Source organism: Streptomyces sp. TP-A0356 (genome assembly GCF_001417775.1).
Lineage (GTDB): Bacteria > Actinomycetota > Actinomycetes > Streptomycetales > Streptomycetaceae > Streptomyces.
Map to the genome: position 1 here is coordinate 1 of NZ_BBZJ01000036.1, position 24020 is coordinate 24020.

Annotated in this window: 17 protein-coding genes and 1 pseudogene; 6 read left to right on the forward strand and 12 right to left on the reverse strand. The window is 68.2% G+C overall.

Translation table 11 applies throughout. The features are described 5' to 3' along the window. The first annotated feature begins 81 nt into the window (after nt 1-81). Nucleotides 82-1179 (forward strand): IS110 family transposase, encoded by a 1098-nt coding sequence (locus ASC56_RS33855; RefSeq protein ID WP_055495440.1) that lies wholly within the window; start codon nt 82-84, stop codon nt 1177-1179. A gap of 557 nt (nt 1180-1736) precedes the next feature. On the opposite strand, the gene ASC56_RS40885 is transcribed toward ASC56_RS33855, so the two are convergent. From ASC56_RS40885 to ASC56_RS33890, 8 genes and pseudogenes are all read right to left on the reverse strand, one after another. Further along, nucleotides 1737-1907, reverse strand: a complete 171-nt coding sequence (locus tag ASC56_RS40885) for a hypothetical protein (RefSeq protein ID WP_159039772.1) — start codon at nt 1905-1907, stop codon at nt 1737-1739. A 65-nt stretch (nt 1908-1972) separates the two neighbouring features. Beyond that, nucleotides 1973-2785: a hypothetical protein gene (locus tag ASC56_RS33860; RefSeq protein WP_055495441.1), complete on the reverse strand. Its 813-nt coding sequence runs from the start codon at nt 2783-2785 to the stop codon at nt 1973-1975. A gap of 81 nt (nt 2786-2866) precedes the next feature. Further along, the gene (locus ASC56_RS42445; protein ID WP_371330384.1) at nt 2867-3487 is read right to left on the reverse strand and encodes an arsenate reductase ArsC; all 621 of its coding nucleotides are present in this window, start codon (nt 3485-3487) and stop codon (nt 2867-2869) included. Nucleotides 3488-3634: 147 nt separating this feature from the next. Beyond that, nucleotides 3635-4133, reverse strand: a pseudogene (locus ASC56_RS33870) (transposase); the annotation flags it as partial. 122 nt (nt 4134-4255) lie between these two features. Continuing rightward, nucleotides 4256-5128 (reverse strand): hypothetical protein, encoded by an 873-nt coding sequence (locus ASC56_RS33875; protein WP_159039773.1) that lies wholly within the window; start codon nt 5126-5128, stop codon nt 4256-4258. A gap of 253 nt (nt 5129-5381) precedes the next feature. After that, complete coding sequence (locus ASC56_RS33880; RefSeq protein ID WP_055495443.1) at nt 5382-5810, reverse strand: DUF6527 family protein; 429 nt, start codon at nt 5808-5810, stop codon at nt 5382-5384. After that, nucleotides 5807-6991, reverse strand: a complete 1185-nt coding sequence (locus tag ASC56_RS33885) for a ThiF family adenylyltransferase (RefSeq protein ID WP_055495444.1) — start codon at nt 6989-6991, stop codon at nt 5807-5809. The genes ASC56_RS33880 and ASC56_RS33885 overlap by 4 nt, the downstream gene beginning before the upstream one ends. After that, nucleotides 6969-7244 (reverse strand): multiubiquitin domain-containing protein, encoded by a 276-nt coding sequence (locus ASC56_RS33890; RefSeq protein WP_055495445.1) that lies wholly within the window; start codon nt 7242-7244, stop codon nt 6969-6971. The genes ASC56_RS33885 and ASC56_RS33890 overlap by 23 nt, the downstream gene beginning before the upstream one ends. A 126-nt stretch (nt 7245-7370) precedes the next feature. Between ASC56_RS33890 and ASC56_RS33895 the strand changes: the two genes are divergently transcribed. Both ASC56_RS33895 and ASC56_RS33900 read left to right on the forward strand, forming a co-directional pair. Next, nucleotides 7371-8222: a hypothetical protein gene (locus ASC56_RS33895; RefSeq protein ID WP_055495446.1), complete on the forward strand. Its 852-nt coding sequence runs from the start codon at nt 7371-7373 to the stop codon at nt 8220-8222. 24 nt (nt 8223-8246) lie between these two features. After that, entirely contained in the window at nt 8247-8798 is a 552-nt protein-coding gene (locus ASC56_RS33900) for a MarR family transcriptional regulator (protein WP_199836145.1), read from the forward strand. 87 nt (nt 8799-8885) lie between these two features. Here ASC56_RS33900 and ASC56_RS33905 read toward each other — a convergent pair whose 3' ends face one another. The 4 genes from ASC56_RS33905 to ASC56_RS33920 are packed head-to-tail and all read right to left on the reverse strand — an operon-like array spanning nt 8886 to nt 16482. Further along, a complete protein-coding gene (locus ASC56_RS33905; protein WP_055495448.1) occupies nt 8886-11528 on the reverse strand; it encodes an RNaseH domain-containing protein in 2643 nt (880 codons plus the stop codon). A gap of 1 nt (nt 11529) precedes the next feature. Further along, the gene (locus tag ASC56_RS33910; protein ID WP_159039774.1) at nt 11530-14907 is read right to left on the reverse strand and encodes a hypothetical protein; all 3378 of its coding nucleotides are present in this window, start codon (nt 14905-14907) and stop codon (nt 11530-11532) included. Further along, entirely contained in the window at nt 14904-16130 is a 1227-nt protein-coding gene (locus tag ASC56_RS33915; protein WP_159039775.1) for a hypothetical protein, read from the reverse strand. The genes ASC56_RS33910 and ASC56_RS33915 overlap by 4 nt, the downstream gene beginning before the upstream one ends. Before the next feature lie 10 nt (nt 16131-16140). Further along, nucleotides 16141-16482 (reverse strand): hypothetical protein, encoded by a 342-nt coding sequence (locus ASC56_RS33920; protein ID WP_055495451.1) that lies wholly within the window; start codon nt 16480-16482, stop codon nt 16141-16143. Between the two features lie 1189 nt (nt 16483-17671). Here ASC56_RS33920 and ASC56_RS33930 point away from each other — a divergent pair. From ASC56_RS33930 to ASC56_RS42450, 3 genes are all read left to right on the forward strand, one after another. After that, nucleotides 17672-18862: a serine/threonine-protein kinase gene (locus ASC56_RS33930; RefSeq protein WP_055495452.1), complete on the forward strand. Its 1191-nt coding sequence runs from the start codon at nt 17672-17674 to the stop codon at nt 18860-18862. Nucleotides 18863-19068: 206 nt separating this feature from the next. Continuing rightward, complete coding sequence (locus ASC56_RS33935; protein ID WP_234377185.1) at nt 19069-22080, forward strand: SNF2-related protein; 3012 nt, start codon at nt 19069-19071, stop codon at nt 22078-22080. Further along, complete coding sequence (locus tag ASC56_RS42450) at nt 22077-23969, forward strand: hypothetical protein (protein WP_234377186.1); 1893 nt, start codon at nt 22077-22079, stop codon at nt 23967-23969. Before ASC56_RS33935 ends, ASC56_RS42450 begins: the two co-directional genes overlap by 4 nt. The last annotated feature ends 51 nt before the right edge of the window (nt 23970-24020 follow it).

The window sequence follows — 24020 nt, forward strand, 5'->3', positions numbered from 1 at the left end:
CCAGGCGCCATCACGGTTCAGACCGCCCGAGCGGGCCGGTGCCATCCGCCCAGCAGGTCACCACGCGAGAGGCGAACCACCATGACGACCAGACAGCACAGCACCTCCTCCAGCGCGGATCCTCCTGTTCGGGGTGAGGTCGTCCTGGGCGTGGACACGCACGGCGAGGTCCATGTCGCCGCCGTGGTGTCCTCGCTGGGGAAGGTTCTGGGTACCGAGTCCTTTCCGGCGACGGCGGCCGGCTACCGCCGGCTGCTCGTCTGGGCCCGCAAGCGGGGGACGGTGCGTCGGGCCGGTGTGGAGGGCACCGGCACCTTCGGCGCGGGCCTGTCCCGCTACCTGCTAGCGCAGCAGGTCGAGGTGTACGAAGTGAACCGCCCCGACCGCTCGGCCCGCCGGCTGCTGGGGAAGTCGGATTCGCTCGACGCGCAGGCCGCCGCGCGGGCCGTGTTCAGTGGCCGCACCCGGGCCCGGGCCAAGTCCGGCGACGGTCCGGTGCACAGCGCCCGGATCTTCAAGCTCGCCAAGGACTCCGCGGTCAAGGCCCGTACCCAGGCGATCAACCAGCTCAAGGCCGTCCTGGTCATCGCCGATCCCGCCCTGCGGGAACGACTGTCCAGCCTGGGCAACCGCGAGCTGTTCCGCACCTGCGCACGCCTCGGCCCACCCGACGGTGGGGAAGACGAGGACGCGGTGACCCAAGCCACCCACCTGACGTTGCGCATGCTCGCCGAGCGCATCGAGCAGCTCACCGCTCAGATCGACGAGCTGAACCAACGCCTGACCCGGCTCGTCGAACGCCACGCCCCGCAACTGCTCGCGCCAGTGGGCATCGGCCCGGACAGCGCCGTCACTCTCCTGATCACCATGGGAGACAATCCCGAGCGACTGAACACTGAGGCGTCCTTTGCTGCCCTTTGCGGAGTCAGCCCCATCGAGTACTCCTCCGGCCGGCGGAGCACGCGCCGGCTCAACCACGGCGGCGACCGCCGGGCGAACGCGGCCCTGCACCGCATCGTGTTCACCCGGCTGCGCCACGACCCCCGCACCCAGGCGTACTACGAACGCCGCACCCAGGAAGGCAAGACCCGACGCGAGATCATCCGATGCCTCAAGCGATATGCCGCCCGAGAGGTCTTCAACCTGGTCAGAGCGGTATCCATCGATCCCCCGTTATAGGGGCGTCCTTCGACGAGGAGCCCGACAGTGTGGCCCGTCGGGGGCTTCTGAGTAGGTGGGTTTGAGTGCCCGTCGTGGGCGCCATTGCACTCGGGTTCTCCTCCCACGAGTACCCGAAGCACCGACGTGGCGACGACACGACTCTCACGACTGGTGTGCAGCATGCAGCCGGAACTCTTCGCGGTCGACCAGGGCGTATCCTTCGCTCCCGCAAAGTTCAACGCCTATGTGGGGTATCTGCCGGTCTCCTCGCCACCCTGGACACGGTCTTGAGACCAAGGACGATTCTTCATCGCCACGTACCGGGCCGCCACCGAGGTCCTGTTCACCGAGGTCAGCCGGACCATCGAGGCCACCGAGCTCAGCGACGGCCTCCGCGGCGGCCCGGGCGCTGGTGGTCGAGTCGGTCGCCTGCCCGACGATCCGCAAGGTACGGGTTGAGTGCCTCACGGCATGGTCCCAGCTGATGGCAGCGCTGGAGGCCCAGCGCTGCCCCAACCGGCCGGTGCCGCCGATGGCCGGTACGCGGCGGAGCGCAGGGCCGACAGTGAGCGCCACTACTCGTTTCCGCCGCCACGCGTCCCTTCGCCGTTGATCTGCTCCTCGAACTGTTGGAGGGCAGCGGCGAACGTCTTCCTTCTGGACGCCGGGTCCTTGAGCCGGGTCTTGTCCGTCAGGCTCGTACGGCGGTGCCGCAGTCCCACCCGGATGAGTGTTGTTCCGTCCATGGTCCGGCCTTCTTCTGCGGGGCAGTGCCTTCGGTCGGGCGCGCTGGTGTGGGGATGCTCGGTCGTCAGCGATGGCAGGTGGCCCGCTCTTTGAAGAGGTCGAAGCCGCGCTGCATCATCGCGACCGTTCGATCCGTGGCCCAGAACAGCACCTTGGGGGAGCTGGTGATCTGAGTGAGGTTCACGCGGCCCTGGGTGTCCACGACGTTCCGCTCCAGGATGCTGAGGGTGCCGTAGACGTCGCCGTGTGCCAGGGAACTGCAGCTGCTCCACACGACCTCGGCTTCGCCGGAGCCCATGGGGGTCAGGGCGCCGGCGTCCCGCACGATCTCCGAGTAAGTCGCAGGCTTGAGCGCCTTCTTGGCGTCGGCCGGGTCCGTTCCCGCCTTGACGACGAGGTCTGTCAGCTGCTGCATCCGCACGTCCAACGGTCGCCTGGGCTGTTGCTGGAGGAGCACGTTCATGCGGTCGGAGTTCTTGTGCTCGCCGGCCTGCATGCACAGCCGCCGTTGTATGCGTTCGAGGCGCTGGGCGGGGCCGAGCATCCACACGGCGCGGGCGCTGTTCTCGAAGGCTCCGCGCAGCAACGAGTACTGCCCGTGGGTGTGGAGCGTGATCGACACCGAGTTGTCCTGCGGATCGTTCGCGAACGTGGAGCGGAAGCAGTGGAGGTGGTCGACGGCAACGCTCAGGGCGTTCCAGGCGTTGTGAGACACCTGGTAGGGGTCGGTCTTGGCGTCGTCCCCGGCGAGGGCGCTGCCTGGCTGGACCTGCCACTGCTTGGAATCGGACTGGGTGAGGCTCTCGTACGGCCTGGCGCTGTCCAGCAGTGCCAGGATCCGTCTGAGGTATTGATCTTCCTCAGTCGTGGTTGTCACGGCTTGAGCGTATGGGGGAAGGTCATGCCGGGGCGCGGCATTTACGCATCTCTCGGAATCGTCCAGTCGGACTGCCCGTGGTCAGTGTTGTGCCGGGACGCCGAGGTCGTCGAGGAGCCCGCGGACGCGGCGTTCGATGCCGTCGCGGATGGGCCGGACGTCGGCGACTGTCTTGCCCGCCGGGTCGTCCAGGGTCCAGTCGAGGTAGCGCTTGCCGGGGAAGACCGGGCAGGCGTCGCCGCAGCCCATGCTGACGACGACGTCGGCGGCGCGGACGATCTCGTCGGTCCAGGGCTTGGCGAACTCGCGAGAGATGTCGATGCTGCGCTCGCTCATGGCGGCGATGGGCGACGGGTTGACCTCGAAGCCGGGTTCGGAGCCGGCCGACCAGGCGACGGCGCCATCGCCGGCGAGGTGCTGGAAGAAGCCCATGGCCATCTGGCTGCGGCCGGCGTTGTGGACGCAGAGGAAGAGCACGACGGGCTTGCTGCCGTCGATGGAGTGGCCCTCGACCTTGGCCAGGGCGCGCAGGCGCTGGCGGGCGAACCGTTCGGCGATGTGCGGGAGGAAGTTGGGGATGGTGCTCCGGCCGGCGAACTGGTCGTAGCTGGTGTGCAGGAACCGCTCGATCGTCTCCTGGCCGAAGACGCCGTCGAACTCCCGGCTCAGGTGGCTATCCCGGCCTGTTCGCCGCGCTCGCACTGGTCTCCGCCGCAGCGGCCCTCCTCGCGCTGGGCAGCAGACGAAGGTCACTGAATTGGGCAACGTCTCGCGGTCAGGCCCGGGCTTCCTGGATGTCTACCGGCGCTCACTTGCAGCAATCGCAGCCTGGGAGGCAGCCACACTCCCCGTCCGCCTCAGTGTCGATGGTCTGTACCGCCTGTCCGAGTGCGCGACGACCAGCACTCCGTCCAGGTCCACGGTCACCGCCCGTCGGCGTCCGGAATGCAATCTGCAGCTAACTCCCTGACGTGGCTGCGCACTTTGGCCCGGGTCGCGCGGATCGCGGTCAGCGCCTTCCCGCCGACGGTGGCGAGGGTGTCGGTCAGGCGGGAGACCGTCGGGTCGGAGGCCACCGGTCCGAACACGGCCGGCTCAGACCACAGCAGTGCGAAGTCGGCGAGGCAGTCCCGCCGAGCGCGACCGCCAGCGCGAGGTCCAGGAGGACCTTGCCCGGATGGTGGACGGCCCGGGGCTTGCGCCAGGGGGTGAGCGCTGCGGAGATGGCCCGGTCAAGGCCGATCTTGCGGGCCGTTTCGACCAGCAGGACCGAACCGGCCTGCGAGACCACGGCTCGGCCGTCGTCCCGGACACGGACATGTGGGTAGGCCCCGGTAGGCTGCTTCACCTGGAAAGTGCTTCCGACAGGGGCGGGAACAAGGACCTCAGCAATCATCATTCTCGCTGGTCAGAGGAACTTTTCGCCTACCTGACCGCCCGTGGGACAGCTCGCTTCATCAAAGCGCGAGGCTAACGCAGCACGTCTACGAGGGCCTCGCACAGAGCCTTGGCGTCGTCGAGGGCTCGGCGGCACATGTCCTCGGTGAGGACGAGGCGTTGGCCGGTCCGTGCAGGTGAACTGGGCACCCGGCTCAGGTACTTCGCGTCCACGATGCCGTCGTTGTGCGTGAAGACGTGCCGGGCGGCCCAGGTTTCGAGGAGGCGCTGCCATGTCTGTGGGCCGAGGGTGGTCCGCAGGTCGGGGAAGCCGGCGTTGACGATTAGGTCGGCCATGGGGTCGAGGCGCTGGAAGATGGCCCCTTTGCCGTTCAGAAGGGTGTCCGCGGTCGGTACGGCCGTGTGGAAGAGGGAGGAAGCCAGGGCTTCCACCACTCCGACCACGTTCTCGACGGTGTCGACCCAGTTGCGTGTGAACACCCCCTGCTCTCGGAGCAGCGCCTTTGTCTCAGAGGGCAGAGCTTCCAATGCGTCAAGGCGGGCGGTGTCGGCCTGGAGCGAGTCGAAGGCGACCGACGAGGCCGGGAGCTGCCCACACACGGGGCAGTACCGGTGTTCGCTGAAGACCGCGTAGTCGGTGTAGCAGCTGGAGCACGAGCGCACGCGGACCAACTGCTCCTCATCGATCCCGGGCAGCGAGCGGGGAGCGAAGGGCTGCGGTTCGTATGAGAAGGAGATGCCGCCGCGTCGCGGGCCACGGGACAGCCCCCTGAACTTCTTCTCCAACTCGCGGAGGATGAACTGCTGACCGAAGTCGCTCACGGCCTGCCGGGCGCGGTTGAGTTGCTGCTCGGTCAGGAACTCCGAGTGGTCCGCTTGGTGGCCGCAGTAGACGCACCACAGGGTGAGGTCGTCAGGTAGTGCCCCGTACTGTCGGCCGTCCATGCGGAAGACCAATGAGCACTCTGGACACTGACGGCCGAGGAACCCTTGACCGTCGGAGGGCATGCTGACCCGCATCGTGAACGAGTCGCCCTGGTGCCCGACGAGTTCCACGCCGTCGGCCATTCTGTATCTGCGGTTGTCGCGCATGAGTCGATTGTTCCCCTCGGCACTGACAATGCCGTGTTGCTGTGCGACGCCTCGATGGCGGCGGTCAGCGGTGGCAGGTGGACTGCCCGACACCCGAACCGCTCGGCTACCGGGGCTTGCGCTTCCGCAGGGCAGCCCACCAGCTGGAGGCAAGGCACGAGGCCGCGGCGGACTGGGCTGACACGGGGGGTTTTGTACGGCGCGCTGGCTGGTTGGTTGCGCGCGACGCAGCGCGGCTGGCCGAGATCTCCTCTTCGGTCCACTGTCTGGCCCAGATGACGGAGTTGTTGTGGATCCAGTAGTGGGACTTGCAGGGGAAGCTCCAGTTTCCGATGGAGGGGTGCAGGGAGACCGATACCCCGTCGAGGGTTAGCTTCCATTCTCGGGGTGCGAGGGGGGTGACGACCTCGTACCCGCAGCCGCAGCAGCACAGGTGGGCGACCAGAGCGTGGGGGATGGAGATGTACACCACGTCCTGGGTCAGTTTCTCCGGGAAGTGGTCGGTGAACATGTGTGTCAGTCGGACGTCCGTCACGTCGTGTCCTCGTTGGTGAGGATGTTCCCGTCAAGCTGGTAGACGCTGTGGTGTTCGTGCTCAAGGTCGGCGTAGAAGCCACAGAGCTTCTTCCACTTCACCACTGCGAGGGCGGCGTTGAGCGCGTTCAGATCGGCGATCTGGATATTGCGCGCGTACGCGTTGTGCTCGTCTCCGTCTACGAAGGGAATCCGCTGCCGCTCGTGGATATGACTGCGCTGGCCAGGCACGCTGGTGGTTATACGCAGCAGTCCCGTCAGCGTGTCGTCGCCCTCGAGTATGCCCATACCCACGTCCACGAATGAGGCGCCGTACTCCTCGAGTTGCTCGACCAACAGGCGCTTTGCTGCTCCCTGGTCGAGCGCCAGGAACACGAAGTCCATCTCGCGCAACTCTTCGGCGCTCGTTTCATCCACGAACACCGGGCGCGGCACGATGCCGTACCGCATCTTCCCGTAAAGGGCGGCGTAGTAGTCGACCTTCAGCGGTGCGCCCTTTAGTTCCTCCGCGGAAGCCGCGCCGGGCGCCCGGAAGGCGTTGTGCTGAAGGAAGCGGTCACCGTCGAACAGATGGATTCGCGCGACCGGGGTCTTGGCGACCAAATCCAGGATGTAGGCGCCGGTGCCGCCCAGACCGACGATCGCCACATTCTCAATCGAGGCCAGACGCTGCGTGGTTGTTCCGATGCCGGCCCGGCTGGAGGCGGTGTCGGCGTAACGGAAGACGCAGTCCTGCGGTTCGCCGGGCACCACTCTGTACGTGCGCGCCGTTGCTTCGGGGTCCAGTTCCTGGGCAGGGGAGGACAGGATCGCCGCGTAAGCGGTCACCTTCTCGTAATAGTCTTTGTACACGCCCGTGCCGACCGGCTTGCTGGAGAACATGAAGGTCGTCCGCACACCAGCCAGCACCGAGTCGGACGGCCCGTTGATGAGTTGGTTGAGTGGCTGTCCCTTGTGGTCGCACGGGGTGTCGCCGCTGAAGTAGACCACGTGCGTGCTCGGGGCCTGGGTGATATCGCCGGCCAATGTCAGCTCGGACACGAGGATCCCGAACCGCACCGTGCGATCCCTGGCCACGTAAGGGACGTGGGTGACGATCAGGTGGCCGTCCTTCACCTCGACCTCGAAGCCCTCGTCTTGGAGGCGCTTCAGGTCGGGGCTACGACTTGTCAGTGGCGACAACGGTGAACACCGTCCCGTTCTTGATATCGACGCTGCCCCCGGCGGTCAGGGTGCCGTCGGCCGGCTTCTGGTGGGCGTGCCGGAAGCTCACCGTAATGAGGATGTTCGGGCCCGACGGGACCGGGTCGAAGGCCAGCTGGACCACCTCCTCAAAGGTCAGGGTGTCCTTGTGGACAGTCTTCTCGCGCGTGTTCACGAGGATCTTGTACTCGCGCCGGTGTGCTGCGTCTGGGGCGGTGGCGATGTCAGGCATCCCGCATCCTCTCTACGGTTTCAGTGAAGACAGTGAAACCGTATCACGGGTCACCAGCGACACACGCGACACGCCCAAACGGGTGACGCTCTTACCGAGGTGGCCGTCCTGGCATCCTGATATGCCGTGATACTCGAACTTGCCGGACGGCACCCACTCCTCCGCGCCGACCTGACTCCCGAGCGCCGCGCCGACCAGGTCGTCACGATCGACGCCACGCGCCTGCGGTTCATCAGCCCGCTCGACCTCACCGCCGTTGCCGCAATCGCTCACACCACCGCCGTCACCTCCGGCAAGAGCGTCCTGCGCCTGCCGTCCGACCCCCGTGTCACGTCCTACCTGCAGCGGATGGACCTCCTCGCCCAGCTTCCCGAAAGCACCATTGCGGTCGGAGCCGTTCCGTTCGACGTCCGCAGCGACCACCACACCACCCTCCTCGAGACGACTCTGCTGACCCCAGAGACCGCCCCCGACGTTAGTGAGCGCATCGGACTGCTTGCCCTCGCCAATCTCGGCGCGTCCCCAGGCGCTCGGGTCGCCCGCAGTGTCGGCGAACTCATCGACAACGCCGTCAGTCACGGTCACGGCCAAGCAGGTGCCTACATCGCCGCCCAGGCGTACACCGGAAAGACCACCGGAACCCGCCGTCTGGAAGTGGCCATATGTGACAACGGCATCGGTGTCCTCGCCCACCTGCGCCGAAACCGCGACCACGCTGGTTTGACGGACAGCGAAATCGCACTCCGCCAGGCCCTCCAACCCGGCATCAGCGGCACCCGGGACAGCCGCGGCAACGGACTGCCCGACCTGCTCCGTCAGGCCGCCACCACCGGCCCGACCCGGCTCGTTCTGCGCAGCGGAAGCGGGCTGGTTCGCGCTGCCCGGCACCGCACCGGGATGCGAACCATCAGCACCCTCGCCGCAGCGATGCCCATACAGGGCACCTGGGCGTGGCTGAGAGTTTCATTTGCGCCGTAACCTCAGTATGCTTCAATGTCTTCAATGAAAACGACGAGGCAAGGAACAATCACCTTCCCCGTGCAGCCCTACGGGCAGTTCCTCTTCACGCGAGCAGCAGGCGCCACAGCACGTGCCGACCTGGAAGAGCGTCTGCGACGCTCTGACGCCCGGGCCCTGCTGACCATCGACTTCACCGGCGTCACAGCAATGACCAACAGCTTCGCGGACGAGTTCCTCGGCAAGTTCTACACACTCCTCGCAGCTGAAAATGCTGTCGAAGCCGTGCAACTCGGGGGCTTGAACGAAGAGACCCGCGACGCGGTCAACGTATGCCTCCAACGGCGCAAGCAGTTCGCCGTGGATGCGGAGAGCCGTACTCTCCTCGGAGACGCAGAAGTCCTGGCTGACACCTATCGGTGTGCCCGCGAACTCAACACGTTCCGCGCGGCCGAGCTTGCCGAGGAACTGCATATCTCCCTGCCCAACGCGAACAACCGACTCAAGCGTCTCCTCGAAGCAGGAGCGCTCAGGCGTGAACGCTCCGCAGGCCCGGATCGAGGCGGTAAGGAATTCATCTACAGCGTGCCTGCCTGACGGATGGGTGCAGGTGTGGCCTGCCTCAGCCGTACCCGTTGGCGATGAGGGGCGCAGCCGAGGCTATGGGGTTTACCGGGGTGGGTCCTATACGAGGTACTCGGTCATGAGGTCGGCGCAGTGGATGAGCCAGGGCCAGACGGTGCCGTTGGTGGTGTGCAGGACGGAGCGCCGCAGGGCCTGGACGTACATGGCGAGTTCGGCGGGATCGTCGCCGTCCTGGAGGAAGGCGGTGACGATTTCAAGTGGTCGGGGGTTGTGCACGGACCAGGTCGCGTCCTGGGGGCGTGCGGGGTCGAGTTTGGTGACATCGAGCGGGGTCTGGTTCTGGGCGGGGCGGGGGTTGAGTCCGTAGAAGACGGTATCGCTGTGCTGGACGAGGCCGCTGAAGCGTCCGTTTCCGGGGGTGCGTTGCTGGGCTTGTTCGTCGTAGGGGACGCCGAAGAGGTGGGCGACGGCGGCGCGGTCGGCGGCCTCGCGGAGCCGGATGATGCGTAGGCCAGGCAGGTCGCCGGGTTTGCGCGGGGTGGGGATGGATTCGGGTTGGTCCAGGCGGGTGCCGGGTGCATGGATGGCGCCGGGGGTGAGATGGGTGTCCTGGAGCCAGGGCCAGATGTCGCGGTGGCGCAGGGTGGCGGCGCGGGCGAGGAAGATCCGGTCGGTGGTGCTGTCCGGGGCCAGGGCCTGGCGGAGGAAGTCGACGAGAGCTGGGCGCTCGCGGTAGGCGTTGATGCGGCCGCGTTTTTCGGTGAGGGCTTGGGGGAGCTGGGTGAAGGGGATTTCGGGTTCGTAGCGGCTGCCTCGGGTGGGCATCAGCTGTGCGGTGGGCGCGGTGCCGGGGCGGGCGCGAAGGATCATCGGGACGCACTGGTTGCCGGGGGCGGGCGGCATCCACAGGGTGATCAGCTCGAAGGGGCCTGTGATGCCGGCGGGTTGGGGCAGGTCGGGGAGGTAGCCGATCTGGCGCAGGGCGTCGAGGGCGGAGGCGGCGGAGCGTTCGATGTCGCTGGAGCGAAGGTCGGTTCCGGGATAGCGCTTGACCTTGCTGGCTTTGTCGGGGGCGGGGAGGACGGGGCGCATGCACTGCACCCGCCGTCCCAGCGCGGGCAGGGTCGCCTTGAACGAGGTTTTGGGGTCGAGGAGTTGGTTGCGGCCGAAGTAGTGCTGGTCCTCGAGTTCGATGACCGCAGCCCGCAGGGCGGCGGTGTGCGGGACGTGGTCGTGGATCTGCTGGGTGTGGGCGGCGCGGGCCCGGTCGTCCTCTGCGCGGCGCACTGCGCGATCAGGATGGGTGGAACGGGGCCTCCCACCGGTGAGGGTGCCGGGATCGTAGGGGTGCACGGTGAGGCTGTAGTCCTCGCCGGTGTAGGTGGCTGGGCTGTCGGCGGACTCGGATGATTCAGGGGCGAGTTGGAGTTTGTCGGTGAGGGCGAGGTGGAGGGCCTGGCGGGTGCGGGGCGATGTGGTCCAGTGCTCCAGGTGGTAGTGGGGGCGGGGGCCGGCCGGGATGCGGGCGGAGGGTGGCGGAAGGGCGCGGGTGCGGGCGGGGGCCTTGCGGGTGGCTGCGATCGGGATCAGGCCGAGCGGGGCGAAGAGCGGGGTGAGGGCGTCGAAGACCTCTAGGTGGTCGCGCGGCTGGTAGCCGGGGGCTGCCGGGTGTTCGGCGCTCTTGCGGGCAGCAGGCGTGGCCTCAGGGTGTTCGGGCAGGTAGTAGCGCATGCCGGTGCTGTGTGTGGCCCACGCGGCGACGGACTGCTCGGTGCTGGTGGCCAGCGAGGCGGGATCGGTGCGCAGGGTGTCGGGCGCGGGGTAGCGGGGGCGGGAGAGTAGCGCCAGGAGACGGGAGATGCGCGGCGACCAGGCCAGGCGGGGACCGTCGCCGGTGTGCTGGAGGGTGAGTTCGGCCTGGACGAGCACGCGGCGCTCGTGGGAGGTCAAGAAGCCGGTGTCGGTGTGGAGCAGGGCGCTGAGGGTGGCGGCCTTGTCTCCGCGGCGCGGGACGTAGCTCATCGGGCGGGCGGCGAAGCGCGCCATGTGGAGGTCGGCGTGCACGCGGACCTGGGGGTCGCCGGGGATGGTTTCCAGGTGGAACTCGATGTAGTGCGTGTACAGGCCGTGGGCGCCGGTGCGGTCGGTGAGCGCGATGGGCGGGCCGAGGTATACGCGGCGGCGGTTGTCGGGCTGGGTGGGGCCGAGCCAGCCGGTGTAGTCGTGGCCGGCAAGGGTGAGGCCGGTGGTGGTGATGTGTTCTGCGAGCAGGCTTGGCAGCAGGGACCAGACCGGTTCGGCCGGGTTGGCGGTGTTGTTGGGATGCACGTGGGCGCGTGCGAGGTGGGCGAGGTCGAGGTCGTCGTTTCGCCATTGCACGGGGTGTTCGCCTAGGAGGGCTTCCCAGTCGGTATTGGGGAGGTGGGGGGCGACGTCAGTCGCGGCCCAGGCGGCGACGGCCAGGTCGAAGGGTGCGGCGGGCTCGGCGGTGGCCCTCAGCGCATGCGGTGATTCGAGATGGTGGCTCAGGGTGGTGATGCGGGGATCGAAGGCGGGCAGCAGCGCGGACAGGCTGCGGGTGGGCAGGCTGCCGACGCTGTGGCGTCCGGGGCGGGTCTCCCAGACGGTGCGCAGATGGCGCAGCCAGGGAGCGGGGATGGCGGCCGAGCGGGTGTGCACGGTGAGTTCGGCGTCGGGGGCGAAGGCGAAGACGGCGGACTGCTGTCGGGGGTAGTGGGGCATGTCAGTTTCCCAGGTCGATGGTGGCGTACAGGTGCCCGGCCAGGCTCCAACAGGCGTCCTGGACAGCGTGGTTGAGGCGTTCGGCCGCCGAGGCGTTGGGGCGGGGGGCGGTGAGCATGCGGTCAAGCAGGTGCTGGGTGGCGACCAGGAGGCTGGTGCGCTCGGTGTCGGGTGCGGTTTCGTCGCGGTCTGCGGTGCGCGGGGCCCAGGCGGCGTCGCACAGGTAGACGAGGACGGGGACGTCCCCGCGGATGCCGCGGCCGGCGGTCTGGTAGGTGGAGATCAGTTGGTTTCCGGCGAAGGCGTCGCGGAGTCTTTGTTCGGTCAGGCGGGAGAAGAGCACTGGCTGGCCGAACAGGCTCCAGGTTGCGCGGGCCCCGTGGCGCAGTCGGCGGGCGAGATCGTCGGCGTCCGTGCCGGGGACGGACAGGTCGGCGGGGTCGGCCAGGCGGCGCATGGCGTCGGCGCCGAGCAGGGACAGGACGAACGATGAGTCGTCGCCCGGGGGGTGGGGCCGCACCAGGTAGAAGATCGCACCGAGGGCGGCTTCGCGGCGGGCGTTGAGGAGGTTGTGGCCGCGTTGGATGGTGCCTTCGGCGGCGACGAGGATGTCGGCGCCGGTGGCAGGGAAGGTGGCGACCTGGCGGCGGGCGATTCCGTAGGGGCCGGGGGTGTCGCCGTCGCGGACGACGTGCCGGGCGGTGTACGGGGTGCGCAGGTTGATGTAGGCGGCGACGGTTTCGGCGTCGCGGGTGCTGAGCACGGTGAACAGCACCTGCTTGCGGCCCTCGGCCAGCAGCTGACGCACCTGGGCGAGCAGGTCGGTGGTGGCGCCGGGGCGGGGCAGACACAGCGCGGCGGTGTTCTGCAGCAGGGCCTGGGCACGGCGCTCAGGATCGCCACCCGTGCCGGAGACGAACACCGGACGGCCTTGGGCGGTGTATCCCGGGCGCAGGAACATCCGGGAGGCGGCCAGGGCGGCGCGGGAGGACCTGGGGGTGCGCAGCACGAGGCCGACGGGAAGATCGATGTGGAATTTCGGCGCCGCCGGGGCATGGGACGTCGCTGAGGCAAGGACGGTATTGGGGCCGTCGATGCCCTCGGGGGACAGCAGGTCGTGCAGGTGGTACAGGAGCCAGCGGCCCACGCCGCGCAGCCACAGGATGCGCAGGGAGCCGCTGTCGCCGTTGGGGGTGGGCTGCCATTCCAGCGACATCAGGTTCCCGGCGGGCTGTTCTGGGACGAACGCCAGCAGTTCACGGGGCGGCTGGTCCTTCAGGAACCCGGCTTCCTCGTCCACGTCCAGGGCGAGGACCGCGTTGACGGCCGGGTAGAGCTTGGCCATCTCGAAGAACGTCGTGGTGATTCGGGCCGCCCAGATACCGGCCTGCAGCAGACGGGCCCACTGCAGTTCGCGCGGTTCGGGCTGGCCCACCGCCTCGCCGTCTTCGGGGCTGCCTTCTGTCTCGATGGGGTCGGTTGCATCGGTGTCGGCGGAGCCATCGGAGCGGACGGTTTCGGGGGCGCCGCACTGGCGCAGCCACGCGAGCGCGGCGTCATCCGGGGGAGAGGTGCCGTCATGGGCGGAGGTCATGGCCTCCAACAGGGGCACGAGGTCGTCGGGCGGTGGGGCCATGGACTCGGCCGCGAGCGGTTGCAGCCTCGCTTCGAAAAAATCCTGTGCCTGGTCTTCGAGTTGGGGCGACTTCTGGTGCTCGGAGCGTTCCCCCAGACTGTGCAGGGCGCGGGCCAGATGGCGTAGCAGCGTGTGGCCGCTGAAGGGTCCCCGGCCCAACATGTCGCGCAGCGGCGCCCCTTCCTCATCGACCAGCAGCTGGTAGAGGCGGATGCGGGCTTGGCCGTGACGGCGTTCGAGTTCCTCATAGCGTTGGACGTCGGGGTTGTTCAGGGGCAGGTGCCAGCGGTGGTCCAGGCTTTCGGCCACCGAATGCCGGGTGCGGGTGGACCAGCCGTCCCTCGGCGCGGTCAGCACCCGCTGCTGGAGGAAGGCGTTGTCCAGATTGCGCTGGACGTCGTCGGCCTCGTCGACCAGGAGCAGGTCCAGATCGTGCTGGAACCGCTCGATGACGCGCATGTTCGCAGCTGACCAGCCGGCTTTGGAGTGGAGCATGCCGGCAGGTGTGGTGAGGATGACCTCGGCGTCGCCGAGGTCATGCAGGTCATGGTGGCGTGGGCAGCGGGAGAGCATTGGGCAGTCCCGCAGCCCGCTCTTGCCGGCGACCTTCATTCTGCCGCGGCAGGGTCGGTCTTTCTCCTCCAGCGGCTCTCCGCCGATCAGCTGGTCGAGCAGGCACATGTCCACCGTGTAGCGGGCGGCCCCGTCCGCATGGGTGGGGACGAGGGTGTCCTGGTCGTGAAGCGTGGTGCGCCAGTAGGCGGCCACGTGCTTGGAGCGGTTGCTGCGGCCGATCTGGGGCACCGCATTGATCCCCAGCGCGCGCAAAAATGCCGTCTTGGCGTACACGTCGGCGGCTGACGCCAGCAGGTAGCCGACGCGTAGACCGCGCCGCACGGCGAGCACGGTGAGCAGGTCCATGAGTGTGGACTTACCGGAGTTCATCAGCCCGACCAGGTGGAGGACGCCGTCCAGGGCAAGCGGCCGGTCGTCGTCGGCCAGGTCGTCCAGGGTGCCGGCACGCGGATCGGGGACCGCGAACTCCATGGCCGCCAGACGCCGGACCCAGTCGCGATTGGTGATGTGCGGCTGGTCCTGAAGGAGTTCGTCAACGGATGCAGCGACGGTGCGCAACTCGCCACGAGTGAAGATGAACGGAGCACGGTGACGCGAGGCTGCCGGATCCTTCAGCGTCAGCGGGGCATCTGCAGGCAGCCATTCGGGCAGGTGCGCCGACTCCCAGAAGCCGTCGGCACGCTCGAAAGAGACAGTCGATCCTACGGGCGCCGGACGGATGGTGACCGGTGTGTAGGCGACCGTGGCCTTGAGGGCCTGCCGGTACTCATCGTGCCGGCCGACGAGGTAGGGCGAGGACTGCGGGGTGAAGACGGTGCTGGGGCGGACGTGGCGCCCGGTCTGCTCGGCGTCGAAGCCGCGCAGGCGGGCATCGGCGCTCAGATAGCGGTCCAGCACGTGGAGGAACTGACCCGAGCGGGCGAGGTCGCCCATCAACATGCGCAGTGAGCGGATCTCCCGGTCCAGGCCCGGTCGGGGAATGCTGTAGCCGGACAGGACCGGCCACAGTGAACCCACCCCTTTGCCGGGCAGGTGGTCGGCGAGGAACGTCAGGCCGAGTTCGAGCTGGCAAAGTTCCCGTGGCTGCAGTGGCCCCAACAGCGGGCTGACGGCCTCATCGGACAGTTCCTTGACCAGGGTGTCCATCCAGGCACGGAGGTTCCTCATGCCCGCCCTCCGAGCCGTCGTGCGTGCTGCGCGGCTTGGCGCAGGAATGTGGTTTCGTCCATCACGGTGATGCCTCGGACCCGGCCGTGGAGTTCGCGTTCCAAATCGGCTCGGTAGGCGGGGGTCGCCCGGTGTTGCGAGAGCACCAGGAAACGGCGCGCGGCTTCGGGTTCGGACGGAGGGCTGAAGCAGCGTCCCAGCAGGGTCGCACTGACGGTGTCCTTGGCGTCGAACAGCCAGCACTCCGCGCTTCCGTCTCCGCGGGTGAAATGCAGGCTCCCGTCCCACGTGTCCATCAATGGGTAGCGCTCCAACGACACCCGCACGGGGGAGCCGTTCTCGACCAGCTGCGCGGCTAGGGCGTCGCTGCCCTTGAACAGACGGTCTTCGACCAGGCCGGCATCGTGGTGGAAACGGCGGGTGGCCCGGTTCTGCACCCAGTAGCCCTCCAGCGTGCTCACGGTGCGAGTCCCGGCCCGGCCCGGACAGCCGGCCACCGGGCAGCGCACGAGCGGGGAGGGCAGCGGATTGCCGCAGCTGTCGCACACTCGCAGTGTCACCGTGCCCGGTTCAGACTGGAACCGGTAGGCGGCGCGTACCAGGTCCTTGACGTACGGCTCGCCCTGCGGGCTGGCCGCCGGCATTGCCCGTACCCGTTTGATCACGTCCAGGTCGCTGAGGACTGGCTGGTGAACCAGCAGCAGCCGGAGGGTCACATAAGCGTCCTGGATCTCTTGCTGCGTGCTGCCGTTGCCCTGGGCGGCGGCCATGAGGAGCGCGAAGACCCGGTTCTCCACCAGCTCCGCCTCGACATCCTGACGTCCCGCCAAGGCGACGGACTGCTCGGCGAACTCCGACAGTTCGTCCCCCTCCAGCAGTACCTGGTCCCGGTCGCCTTCAGCGAGATCGAGGCGGATCGGCCAGGTGCCGAGAGGGCGTCGGCACGCGGCAAACACGTCCAAGTCGTCTCCCGGCCAGTACACCTGCTGGGCCAGACCCGTCCACCACAGCCGGGTTACCGCGGTACGCCAGGCCCGCGGCAACGCTCCTAACGTCCCGATCCGGTCTTCCGGACCGAGGCTCTGCCTGGAGTACTGCCGGTCCAAGTGCATCCGAGCCAGGCCCGCGGCGAGCAACTCCACGGTCTGGTAGTCATCCAGACCCAGACCGGGGTGAGCGGCCGCAGGATCTATGGGTGCGATGTCGCGCAAGGTCGAAGACATGGCAACGGCTCTACCGCATACCACTGACAATCTGTCCGCCGTATGGAGCTGCGTGCCTGGCTGTGGTCCAGCAACGACCCGCTACGTGGGTCGACAATCGGCTTTCCGATTCCCTCGTTCGGGTGAAGTGAGGAAGTTGACGCACGGCGGTCTGCTGGAACAGGAACGTGCAGTCGTGGGGCCAGGTCTCCGTCCGGTTATGCGCCACGAACGCCGTCGGCCCGACCGGCTCACCGATCGCACCCTCGTCGATCGCGGCCGAGCCGTCTGCCCGGCCGAGCCCAGCGTGCACGGTGGGTGGGGTGATGTTGACGAACACGTCGATGTCCGCGCGGTCGAGCAGCTCACCCACCGAGCACGCGGTCGCGCCCGAGGACGCCGCGGCCGACTCGGCCGCACGGGATAGGCGTCGGCGACCGCGACCAGCGTCAGCCAGGGAGCCACGTTGGAAGGCTCCGGCGAGGCTCCCGCACGCGGAGGGCCGCGACGGCGTCAGTGCCCGGCGCGGGCACCGTTGTACTCCGGCTCTCCGCTTTCCAGGACGCGGAGCAAGGATGCGGTGACGACACGTGTCGTACGGCCGATGCGCAGCACGCGGCATGGGAACTCCCCGCGACGAACCAGGTCGTAGCCCTTCGCTCGAGAGAAACCGAATACCCTGGAAGCGGCCTCCACGCTCCCCGTTCCGTCCCAGGTGGCGCGGATGTACGTAGGGCTGTACTGGGAGCCCGGTAGCTCGTTACTCTGGCTGTGCATTTTGGACTCTCCAGTCCGTTTCGAAACGGCGCTGATTACGTGCAGCCGATAGGTTTTGAAACTGCAGGAAACGTATGGCCCTAATGCCCGTGGCGAGTCACTGGATCACGGTGTCGGGCCCGGAGTTCGGCTAGAACAGCAGGTGGTGTAAGCCAGGTCACGCCACATCGCGGCTGAGGGCAAAGCCGATGCGCAGTCCATCCCGATGCAGGTCGACGGCGTCCCTGGCTTGCCCCAGGACGTGACAAGACTCGACCACCACGGCACCGGCGACAGCGCACTCGGGACCTGTTCAGCAGGAGTTAGGCGACAATGTGAGGTGCTGACGAGGCGAATCGAGCTGAGTTGATGGTCGTCTTGGTCGTGCCTTTCGACGTATGGGCGGGTAGTGGCGGTGGACCATCAATGATGCTGGGAATCACCGGTTTGGCTAACCGGCGATTCCGAGCTATGTTGCTCTGCTTTGAAGCAGACTGCTCTAGTGCGATCCATATGCTTCCACTCGTGTGGCCGGCCTTTGCCGGAGCCAGTCGGCCCGGGCGGGTGGGCCGCGGCCAGCTTTGAGGGAGGAGGACTGGCGGGCTGCCGCCGGACCTTCGAGTCGACGAATGCGTTGCTGACCGCATCCGGGCCGGGGAGGGAGGGCCTGTGGTGCCGTCTTGCGTGGGCCGTTACCAATGGCCGGAATCCCGGCATGCCCCCATCAGGAGCGATTAGGCTTGATCGACGCTCGTGAACCCTGATCTGCGGGCGTACGGGCATGGGTGAGGAGCGCTGAGCAACGGATGACGGGGATGCCCGAGCGGATCGGCCGGTACACCGTGGCCAAGGAGCTGGGCTCGGGCGGGATGGGGGAGGTCTATCTCGCCTACACCCCCGGCGGTGATCCGGTGGCGGTGAAGCTGATCCGCAGCGACAAGCTGGATCCCCTGACGCGGGCGCGGTTCGAGAAGGAAGCGTTGATAGCGCGCACCGTGATCGGCACCAACCGGGTGGCGCGCTTCCTCGATGCCGATCCGTTCGCGGACCGGCCGTGGCTGGCCATGGAGTACGTGGCGGGGCGCACGCTGCTGGCCTGTGTGGATGAGGACGGCATACTGCCGCTGCCGCTGGTGGCCAGTCTCGGCGCCCTGCTCGCCGAGGGGTTGGCCGCCGTTCACGCCGCGGAATTGCTGCACCGGGATCTCAAGCCGCAGAACGTCATCATGGGCAAGGACGGCCCCATGATCATCGACTTCGGACTGGGCGCCTTCATGGACGCCTCGAAGGAGTCCCTCTCCCACAGCGGCATGATCATCGGCACGGTGCGATGCATGCCGCCGGAGCAGGCCGGCGGGCACCCGAAGGTGACACCCGCAGCGGACGTGTACGCCCTGGGAACCGTGCTGCTGTACGCGGCGGCTCACCATTATCCCTACGACGGCGCGGCATGGGAGGCGGTCGCCATGCAGGTGGCCAACCCCGCCACCGGCCCTGACCTGAGCGGCGTGCCAGAGGAACTCCAGCCGCTGATCGCCGCCATGCTCGCCCACGCCCCGGAGGACCGGCCCGCACTCGGCGACGTGGCACGCATGTGCACGGCGCTGGCGAAGGCGGCTGGCCTGACCCCGGCCGACGCGCGGCTCGCCCTGATCGCCCGGACGACCGCCGAGGGCACCCCGGATGCGGCGAAGGAGCCACTGTCGCCGTCGTTCGAGAAGCTCCTCGAAGACCAGGTGAGGATCACGGAGGGCGCGGGCCCGGACTCGCCGCTCGACGGCCCGGGAGAAGGCACTCAGGTCGCCGGGCCTGCCGAGCCGGAAGTAGTGGAGGAGGACCAGGCGGCCGAGGGAGGGGCTGATGCCACACCCGCGCCGGGCGCGCAGGTGCCCTCAGAATCGGGGCGGGCGCCCCGGACTGCGAGCGGTCGACCGCCGGCGTCCAAGCGGGTGGCGGATGAGCTGCGGGCGCTGTACGCGGTTGATGCCGTCCTGTGACGTTCACGCTGTCAGTGGCTGGTGAGAGGATCGGGGGACGTGTGCACGGGCGAGGCTGACACCTGTTCGGAGGTCACACGGCGCAGGTGAAGGGCGAGCGGCGTCGGGGGCGCCGCGAGGGCAAGGGATCGGAGCGGACGTTGAGCGTCGAGGCGGGACCCGTGGGCGGTCGGAGGGAAGCGGCGGGGGATACCCGGGAGCCTGACGTGGACCTGCCGGAGGCGGCGGGGGAGCATTCGCCGGTGTCGGGCGGGTACGCGCCGGGCGCGCAGGTGCTGGTCCGCGACGATCTGTGGCTGGTGCGCAAGTGCACGCCCACACAGCGCGACGGCTGGATGATCGAGGTCACCGGTGTCTCGTCGTTCGTCCGGGGCATGGAAGCGGTGTTCTACGACCGGCTGGACGTCGTACAGCGGCTGGACCCCCGCGAGACCGAGCTCGTGGCGGACGACTCGCCGAACCACCGCCGGTCCCGTCTCTTCCTCGAAGCGGTCATGCGCAAGACGTCCCTGCCGCAGACCGAGCACGGGCTCGCGCTGGCGGACGGCTTCCTCATGGACCAGCAGGTCCACCAGCTGCGGCCGGCGGAGCTCGCCCTGTCGATGAAGAACCCGCAGCCGCGGATCCTGATCGCGGACGTCGTGGGCCTGGGCAAGACCCTGGAGATCGGTGTCCTGCTCGCGGAGCTGATCCGGCGCGGGCGCGGCGAACGGATCTTGGTCGTGACGCCCCAGCACGTCCTGGAGCAGTTCCAGAGGGAACTGTGGACCCGGTTCGGGATCCCGCTGGTGCGGCTGGACTCGACCGGCATCCAGCGCGTCCAGCAGGACATTCCCGCGGGTCGCAACCCGTTCGCGTACTTCAAGCGCGTGATCATCTCCGTGGACACGCTGAAAAGTGACGTGTACGCGCACCACCTGGAACACACCGACTGGGACGCCGTCGTCATCGACGAGTCCCACAACCTCGTCAACCGCGGCACGAAGAACAACGCACTCGCCCGTCTGCTGGCCCGCAAGACGGACGCCCTTATCCTGGCCTCGGCCACACCTCACAACGGCGACGCCGCCTCGTTCGCCGAACTGGTCAGGATGCTGGACGAGGCCGCGATCGCCAACCCGTCGAAGTACGAGGTGGACGACCTCAAGCACCTCTACATCCGGCGCACGAAGACCACCCCGGAGGTGCGGGACTCGCTCAAGGAGACCGAGTGGGCCGACCGAGGCCCCTCCCGGCCCCTGCACGTGCCCGCCACAACCAAGGAACTCGCCGTCTTCAAGGAGCTGGCCACCCGCTGGATCCCCGCAGACCCGGACACACCGTCGGCGAGCCGGCACCAGCTCGTTCCGTACCGGCTGCTGAAGTCCTTCCTGTCCTCCCACAAGGCGCTGCTGGAAACGATCAAGACCCGGATCGGGAATCTCGACAACCCGCCGGCCGACAAGCCCGGCAACGGCGGCAAGCAGCGGACACGACCCGAGGACCCCGCCGTACGGGAAGCCGCCCGGGCTTCGGAACGGGCGGCCCTCGTCGACCTGCGGCATCTCGCGGAGCAGATCGAGGACAGCGACTCGGCCAAGCTGACGGCCCTGGTCGACGAACTGCGTGACATGGGCGTCGGCCCGGGCTCCGAAACCAGGGTGGTGGTCTTCTCCGAGAGCATCCCCACCCTGCGGTGGCTGGCCCGGACAGTGCCGGCCGCCCTCGGCTTCCCGCAGCGCCAAAGTCCGGACGAGAAAAAGCCCTGGCTCGGCTTCGGCGGCGCCGTGCTCGTCATGCACCGCGAGGCGACCTCGGACCAGGAGCAGCAGGAGATCGTCGAGAAGTTCGGGCTCAGCGACGACCCGGTGCGCATCCTGTTCACCAGCGACGTCGCCTCGGAGGGCGTCAACCTGCACCAGCAGTGCCACCACCTGGTTCACTACGACCTCCCCTGGTCCCTCATCCGCATCGAGCAGCGCAACGGCCGTATCGACCGCTACGGCCAGAAACACCAGCCCGAGTTCCGCGCACTGATCCTCACCAGCGACATCCCCTGGCGCACCGACCAGACCACCGGCCAGCCACGGACCCTGGACGACCGACTGGTGGGCGAGAAGCTCCTCGCCCGTGAGGAGCAGGCCCACCGGATCGAAGGGTCGGCCGAAGCCGTCACCGGCCTGTACCGGGCCAAGGAAGAGGAGAACCGCCTCACCCAGGACCTGATCGCGGGCCGCACCGTCGAGCAGTCCATCAAACAGTCCCAGCAGGGCGCGGCAGCTTTCCTCACGGGCATCCTGGGCCAGGTGGGCGCCGTCCACGAACACCCCGAGGTGGCCCGGGCCGAAGTGCCCCGGCTTTTTGCCTCCACCGCCGACTACTTCGACGAGGCCCTGCGACAGGTCTGCCGCCCCAACCCCGAGGACATGCTGTCCCTGCGCCGCGACAACGACGGCACCATCGCCTTCGAACCCCCCGCGGATTTGCTGTACCGGCTCAGGGCGCTCCCCAAGTCCTACCTGGACGAGCAGCAGATCCTGCCCCGCAAGGACGAGCCCGCGCGGATGCGCGTCACCTTCTCCAAGACGCTCGCCGCCAAGCGCCTGAAGGCGGCCCGCGAGACCACCGCGTCCCAGTGGCCGAACGTCTCCTACGTCACCGACGTCCACCCCGTCCTGGACTGGCTCACCGACAAGGTGCTCGTCGAGATCGGGCGCCACAAGGCACCGGTGCTCGCCGCCTCCGTCGCCACCCCGACGTACCTGGTGCAGGGCATCTACTCCAACGCCTTGGGCAAGCCCACCGTCGTGGAGTGGATGGCCGTCTCCGGCCCGCCCGACGCCCTGCACGCCGAACCGGTCACCCCCGAGCTGCTGGACCGCTACGGCATCCGCCCGGACATGCCCGGCCGCGCCGTGCCCCGAGACCTCCCCGGACTCGGCGCGCTCGTACCCGCCGCAATCGACGCCGCCGAACGCCATCTCACCAAGGTCGAAGCCGAGTACCGCCAGCAGATCGAGGCCACTCTGAAACCCCACCGCGACCGGGTCGCCGCATGGCGGCAGGAAGCACTCTTCGCCAGCGCCCGCCCGAACGAGGCCGAACTCGACCGCACGACCGAACGGCGCCTGAAACTCGTCAAGTCCCTTCAGACGGCAGGCGAACCGATGCTGCGCCTGCTGGCCGTCCTAGAACCCACCGATACCTTCCGCACCGCCGAAGGAGGCGCCGCGCAGTGAGCACCGATTTCGACTCCTTCAGCAACCGCGGCGAATACCTCTCGGCGCACTACTTCGCCGAACAGCTCGGCACGGACCTGAAGAAGGGCCTGTTCGCCACCTGGGCGCTGCGCGAGGGCGACGACAACGACCCCCGCCGTACTCCGCGCGAGCTGCTGCGCACCCTGCGCACTCCCTACCTCGCCGAGGAAGTGCGCGGGTACTTTGCCCAGACCGCGCAGGCCGACGCCGACGACGAAGCCCGCCTCAACACACACAACAATCCCGAGTGGACCAAACGGCTCGCGGAATGGCACCAGACCGTCCTGCGGGCCCTCGGCTACGACGCCACGCCGGCAGAGCTCACCGTGCACCGAGCCGGCCGCGACCACACCCTGCCCGTCGCCTACCACGGCAACGGGATCATCGCTCTCGACTGCGGCTGGACCGCCGACAACGACAGCGCCCTCAACGCCGACGGCGCCGGACGCCTGCTCACCCCCTTCCAGGCCAGCGCGAGCGAAACATACGAGACGGGGCCGGCCCTGGCCTCCTGGCTCTTCCAGAGCGAGGTCGGTGGAGAAGGCGGAGCTCACCCGCGTTTCGTCCTGCTGCTGTGCGGCGGTGTCCTCGTGCTCGCCGACCGCCACGCCTGGAGCGAGGGACGCTACCTCGCGGTCAACCTCGACGCCGCTCTGGAACGCAACGACCGCGCTCAGCAAGGCGAACTCGCCACCATCGCCGCCCTGTTCAGTCTGGACATGCTCCGCCCCGGCGAGAACGACACCAGCCGCCCCATCGACGCCCTGCTGAAGTCCTCCGGCGACAACGCGGCCGGCGTCTCCACCGAACTGCGTCAGGGCCTGCAGCGCTCGGTCGAGATCATCGCCAACGAAGTCCTGCACCGCATGGGCGACCCGAAGAACGACATCACCCCGCCCGAGATCGAAGACCCCAAGATCTCCTTCCCCCGCGAACTCACCCGCGAGGCACTCCGCTACCTGTACCGCATCCTCTTCCTCCTCTACGCCGAGGCCCGCCCCGAACTCGCCATCCTCCCCGCCGACGACGGCTCCTACGAGGCGGGCTACTCCATGGCCCGGCTGCGTGAACTGGTCGAGCGGGACGAGGAACTCGTCGAGGAGGAGGCCCGAAACGGTTTCCACCTCTACGAATCCCTCGACGTCCTATTCAACAAGGTCAACTACGGGCACCGCGCCTACGGCACCGAACCCGACGACGACCTGCCGGGCGACGACCAGGACACGCGCAACGCCAAGAAGGCCCGCCGAAGCGAAGACCGCGGCCTGCGCTTCGAGCCCCTGCGCAGCGAACTCTTCGAGCCCACCGCCATCCGTCTCATCGGTCGCGGTGTTCTGGACCCCCGCAGTGACGAGGACAGCGACCCCCGCTGGCTGGACCTGCGCCTGCGCAACGAAGCCCTGCACGAGGTGCTGCGCCTGCTCACCATGAAGAAGGGCAGGCGCGGCGAACGCGGCGGCTTTATCTCCTACCGCAACCTCGGCATCAACCAACTCGGCGCCGTCTACGAGGGGCTGATGTCCTACACCGGCATCATCGCCGAGGAGGAGCTGTGCGAGGTTGCCCGAGGCGGCGACCCCGAGCAGGGTTCCTGGCTGATCCCGTCCCGCAAGCAGGACCAGTACCCCGACAAGACCCTCGTCCAGTACGACGAGGAGGACGCCCGCAAGGGCCTGCGCGGCGCGAAGAGGTACGAGAAGGGCTCTTTCGTCTACCGGCTCGCCGGCCGTGACCGCGAGACCACCGCCTCGTACTACACGCCCCAGTCCCTGACCGAGGTCACCGTCGAACTGACGCTGAAGAACGCCTCGACCAGGACCGCGACATCGACGGCAACATCATCAAGACCCGAGCCTCGGAGCTGCTGAAGTACAGGATCTGCGAACCGGCGCTCGGCTCCGGCGCGTTCCTCAACGAGG

Coding starts and splice junctions, on each gene's coding strand:
- ASC56_RS33855 (WP_055495440.1), top strand. CDS start 82: ATGACGACCAGACAGCACAGCACCTCCTCCAGCGCGGATCCTCCTGTT.
- ASC56_RS33905 (WP_055495448.1), bottom strand. CDS start 11,528: ATGCCCCACTACCCCCGACAGCAGTCCGCCGTCTTCGCCTTCGCCCCC.
- ASC56_RS33875 (WP_159039773.1), bottom strand. CDS start 5,128: ATGGACGGCCGACAGTACGGGGCACTACCTGACGACCTCACCCTGTGG.
- ASC56_RS33915 (WP_159039775.1), bottom strand. CDS start 16,130: ATGTCTTCGACCTTGCGCGACATCGCACCCATAGATCCTGCGGCCGCT.
- ASC56_RS40885 (WP_159039772.1), bottom strand. CDS start 1,907: ATGGACGGAACAACACTCATCCGGGTGGGACTGCGGCACCGCCGTACG.
- ASC56_RS33910 (WP_159039774.1), bottom strand. CDS start 14,907: ATGAGGAACCTCCGTGCCTGGATGGACACCCTGGTCAAGGAACTGTCC.
- ASC56_RS33890 (WP_055495445.1), bottom strand. CDS start 7,244: ATGCCTGACATCGCCACCGCCCCAGACGCAGCACACCGGCGCGAGTAC.
- ASC56_RS33930 (WP_055495452.1), top strand. CDS start 17,672: ATGACGGGGATGCCCGAGCGGATCGGCCGGTACACCGTGGCCAAGGAG.
- ASC56_RS33900 (WP_199836145.1), top strand. CDS start 8,247: ATGAAAACGACGAGGCAAGGAACAATCACCTTCCCCGTGCAGCCCTAC.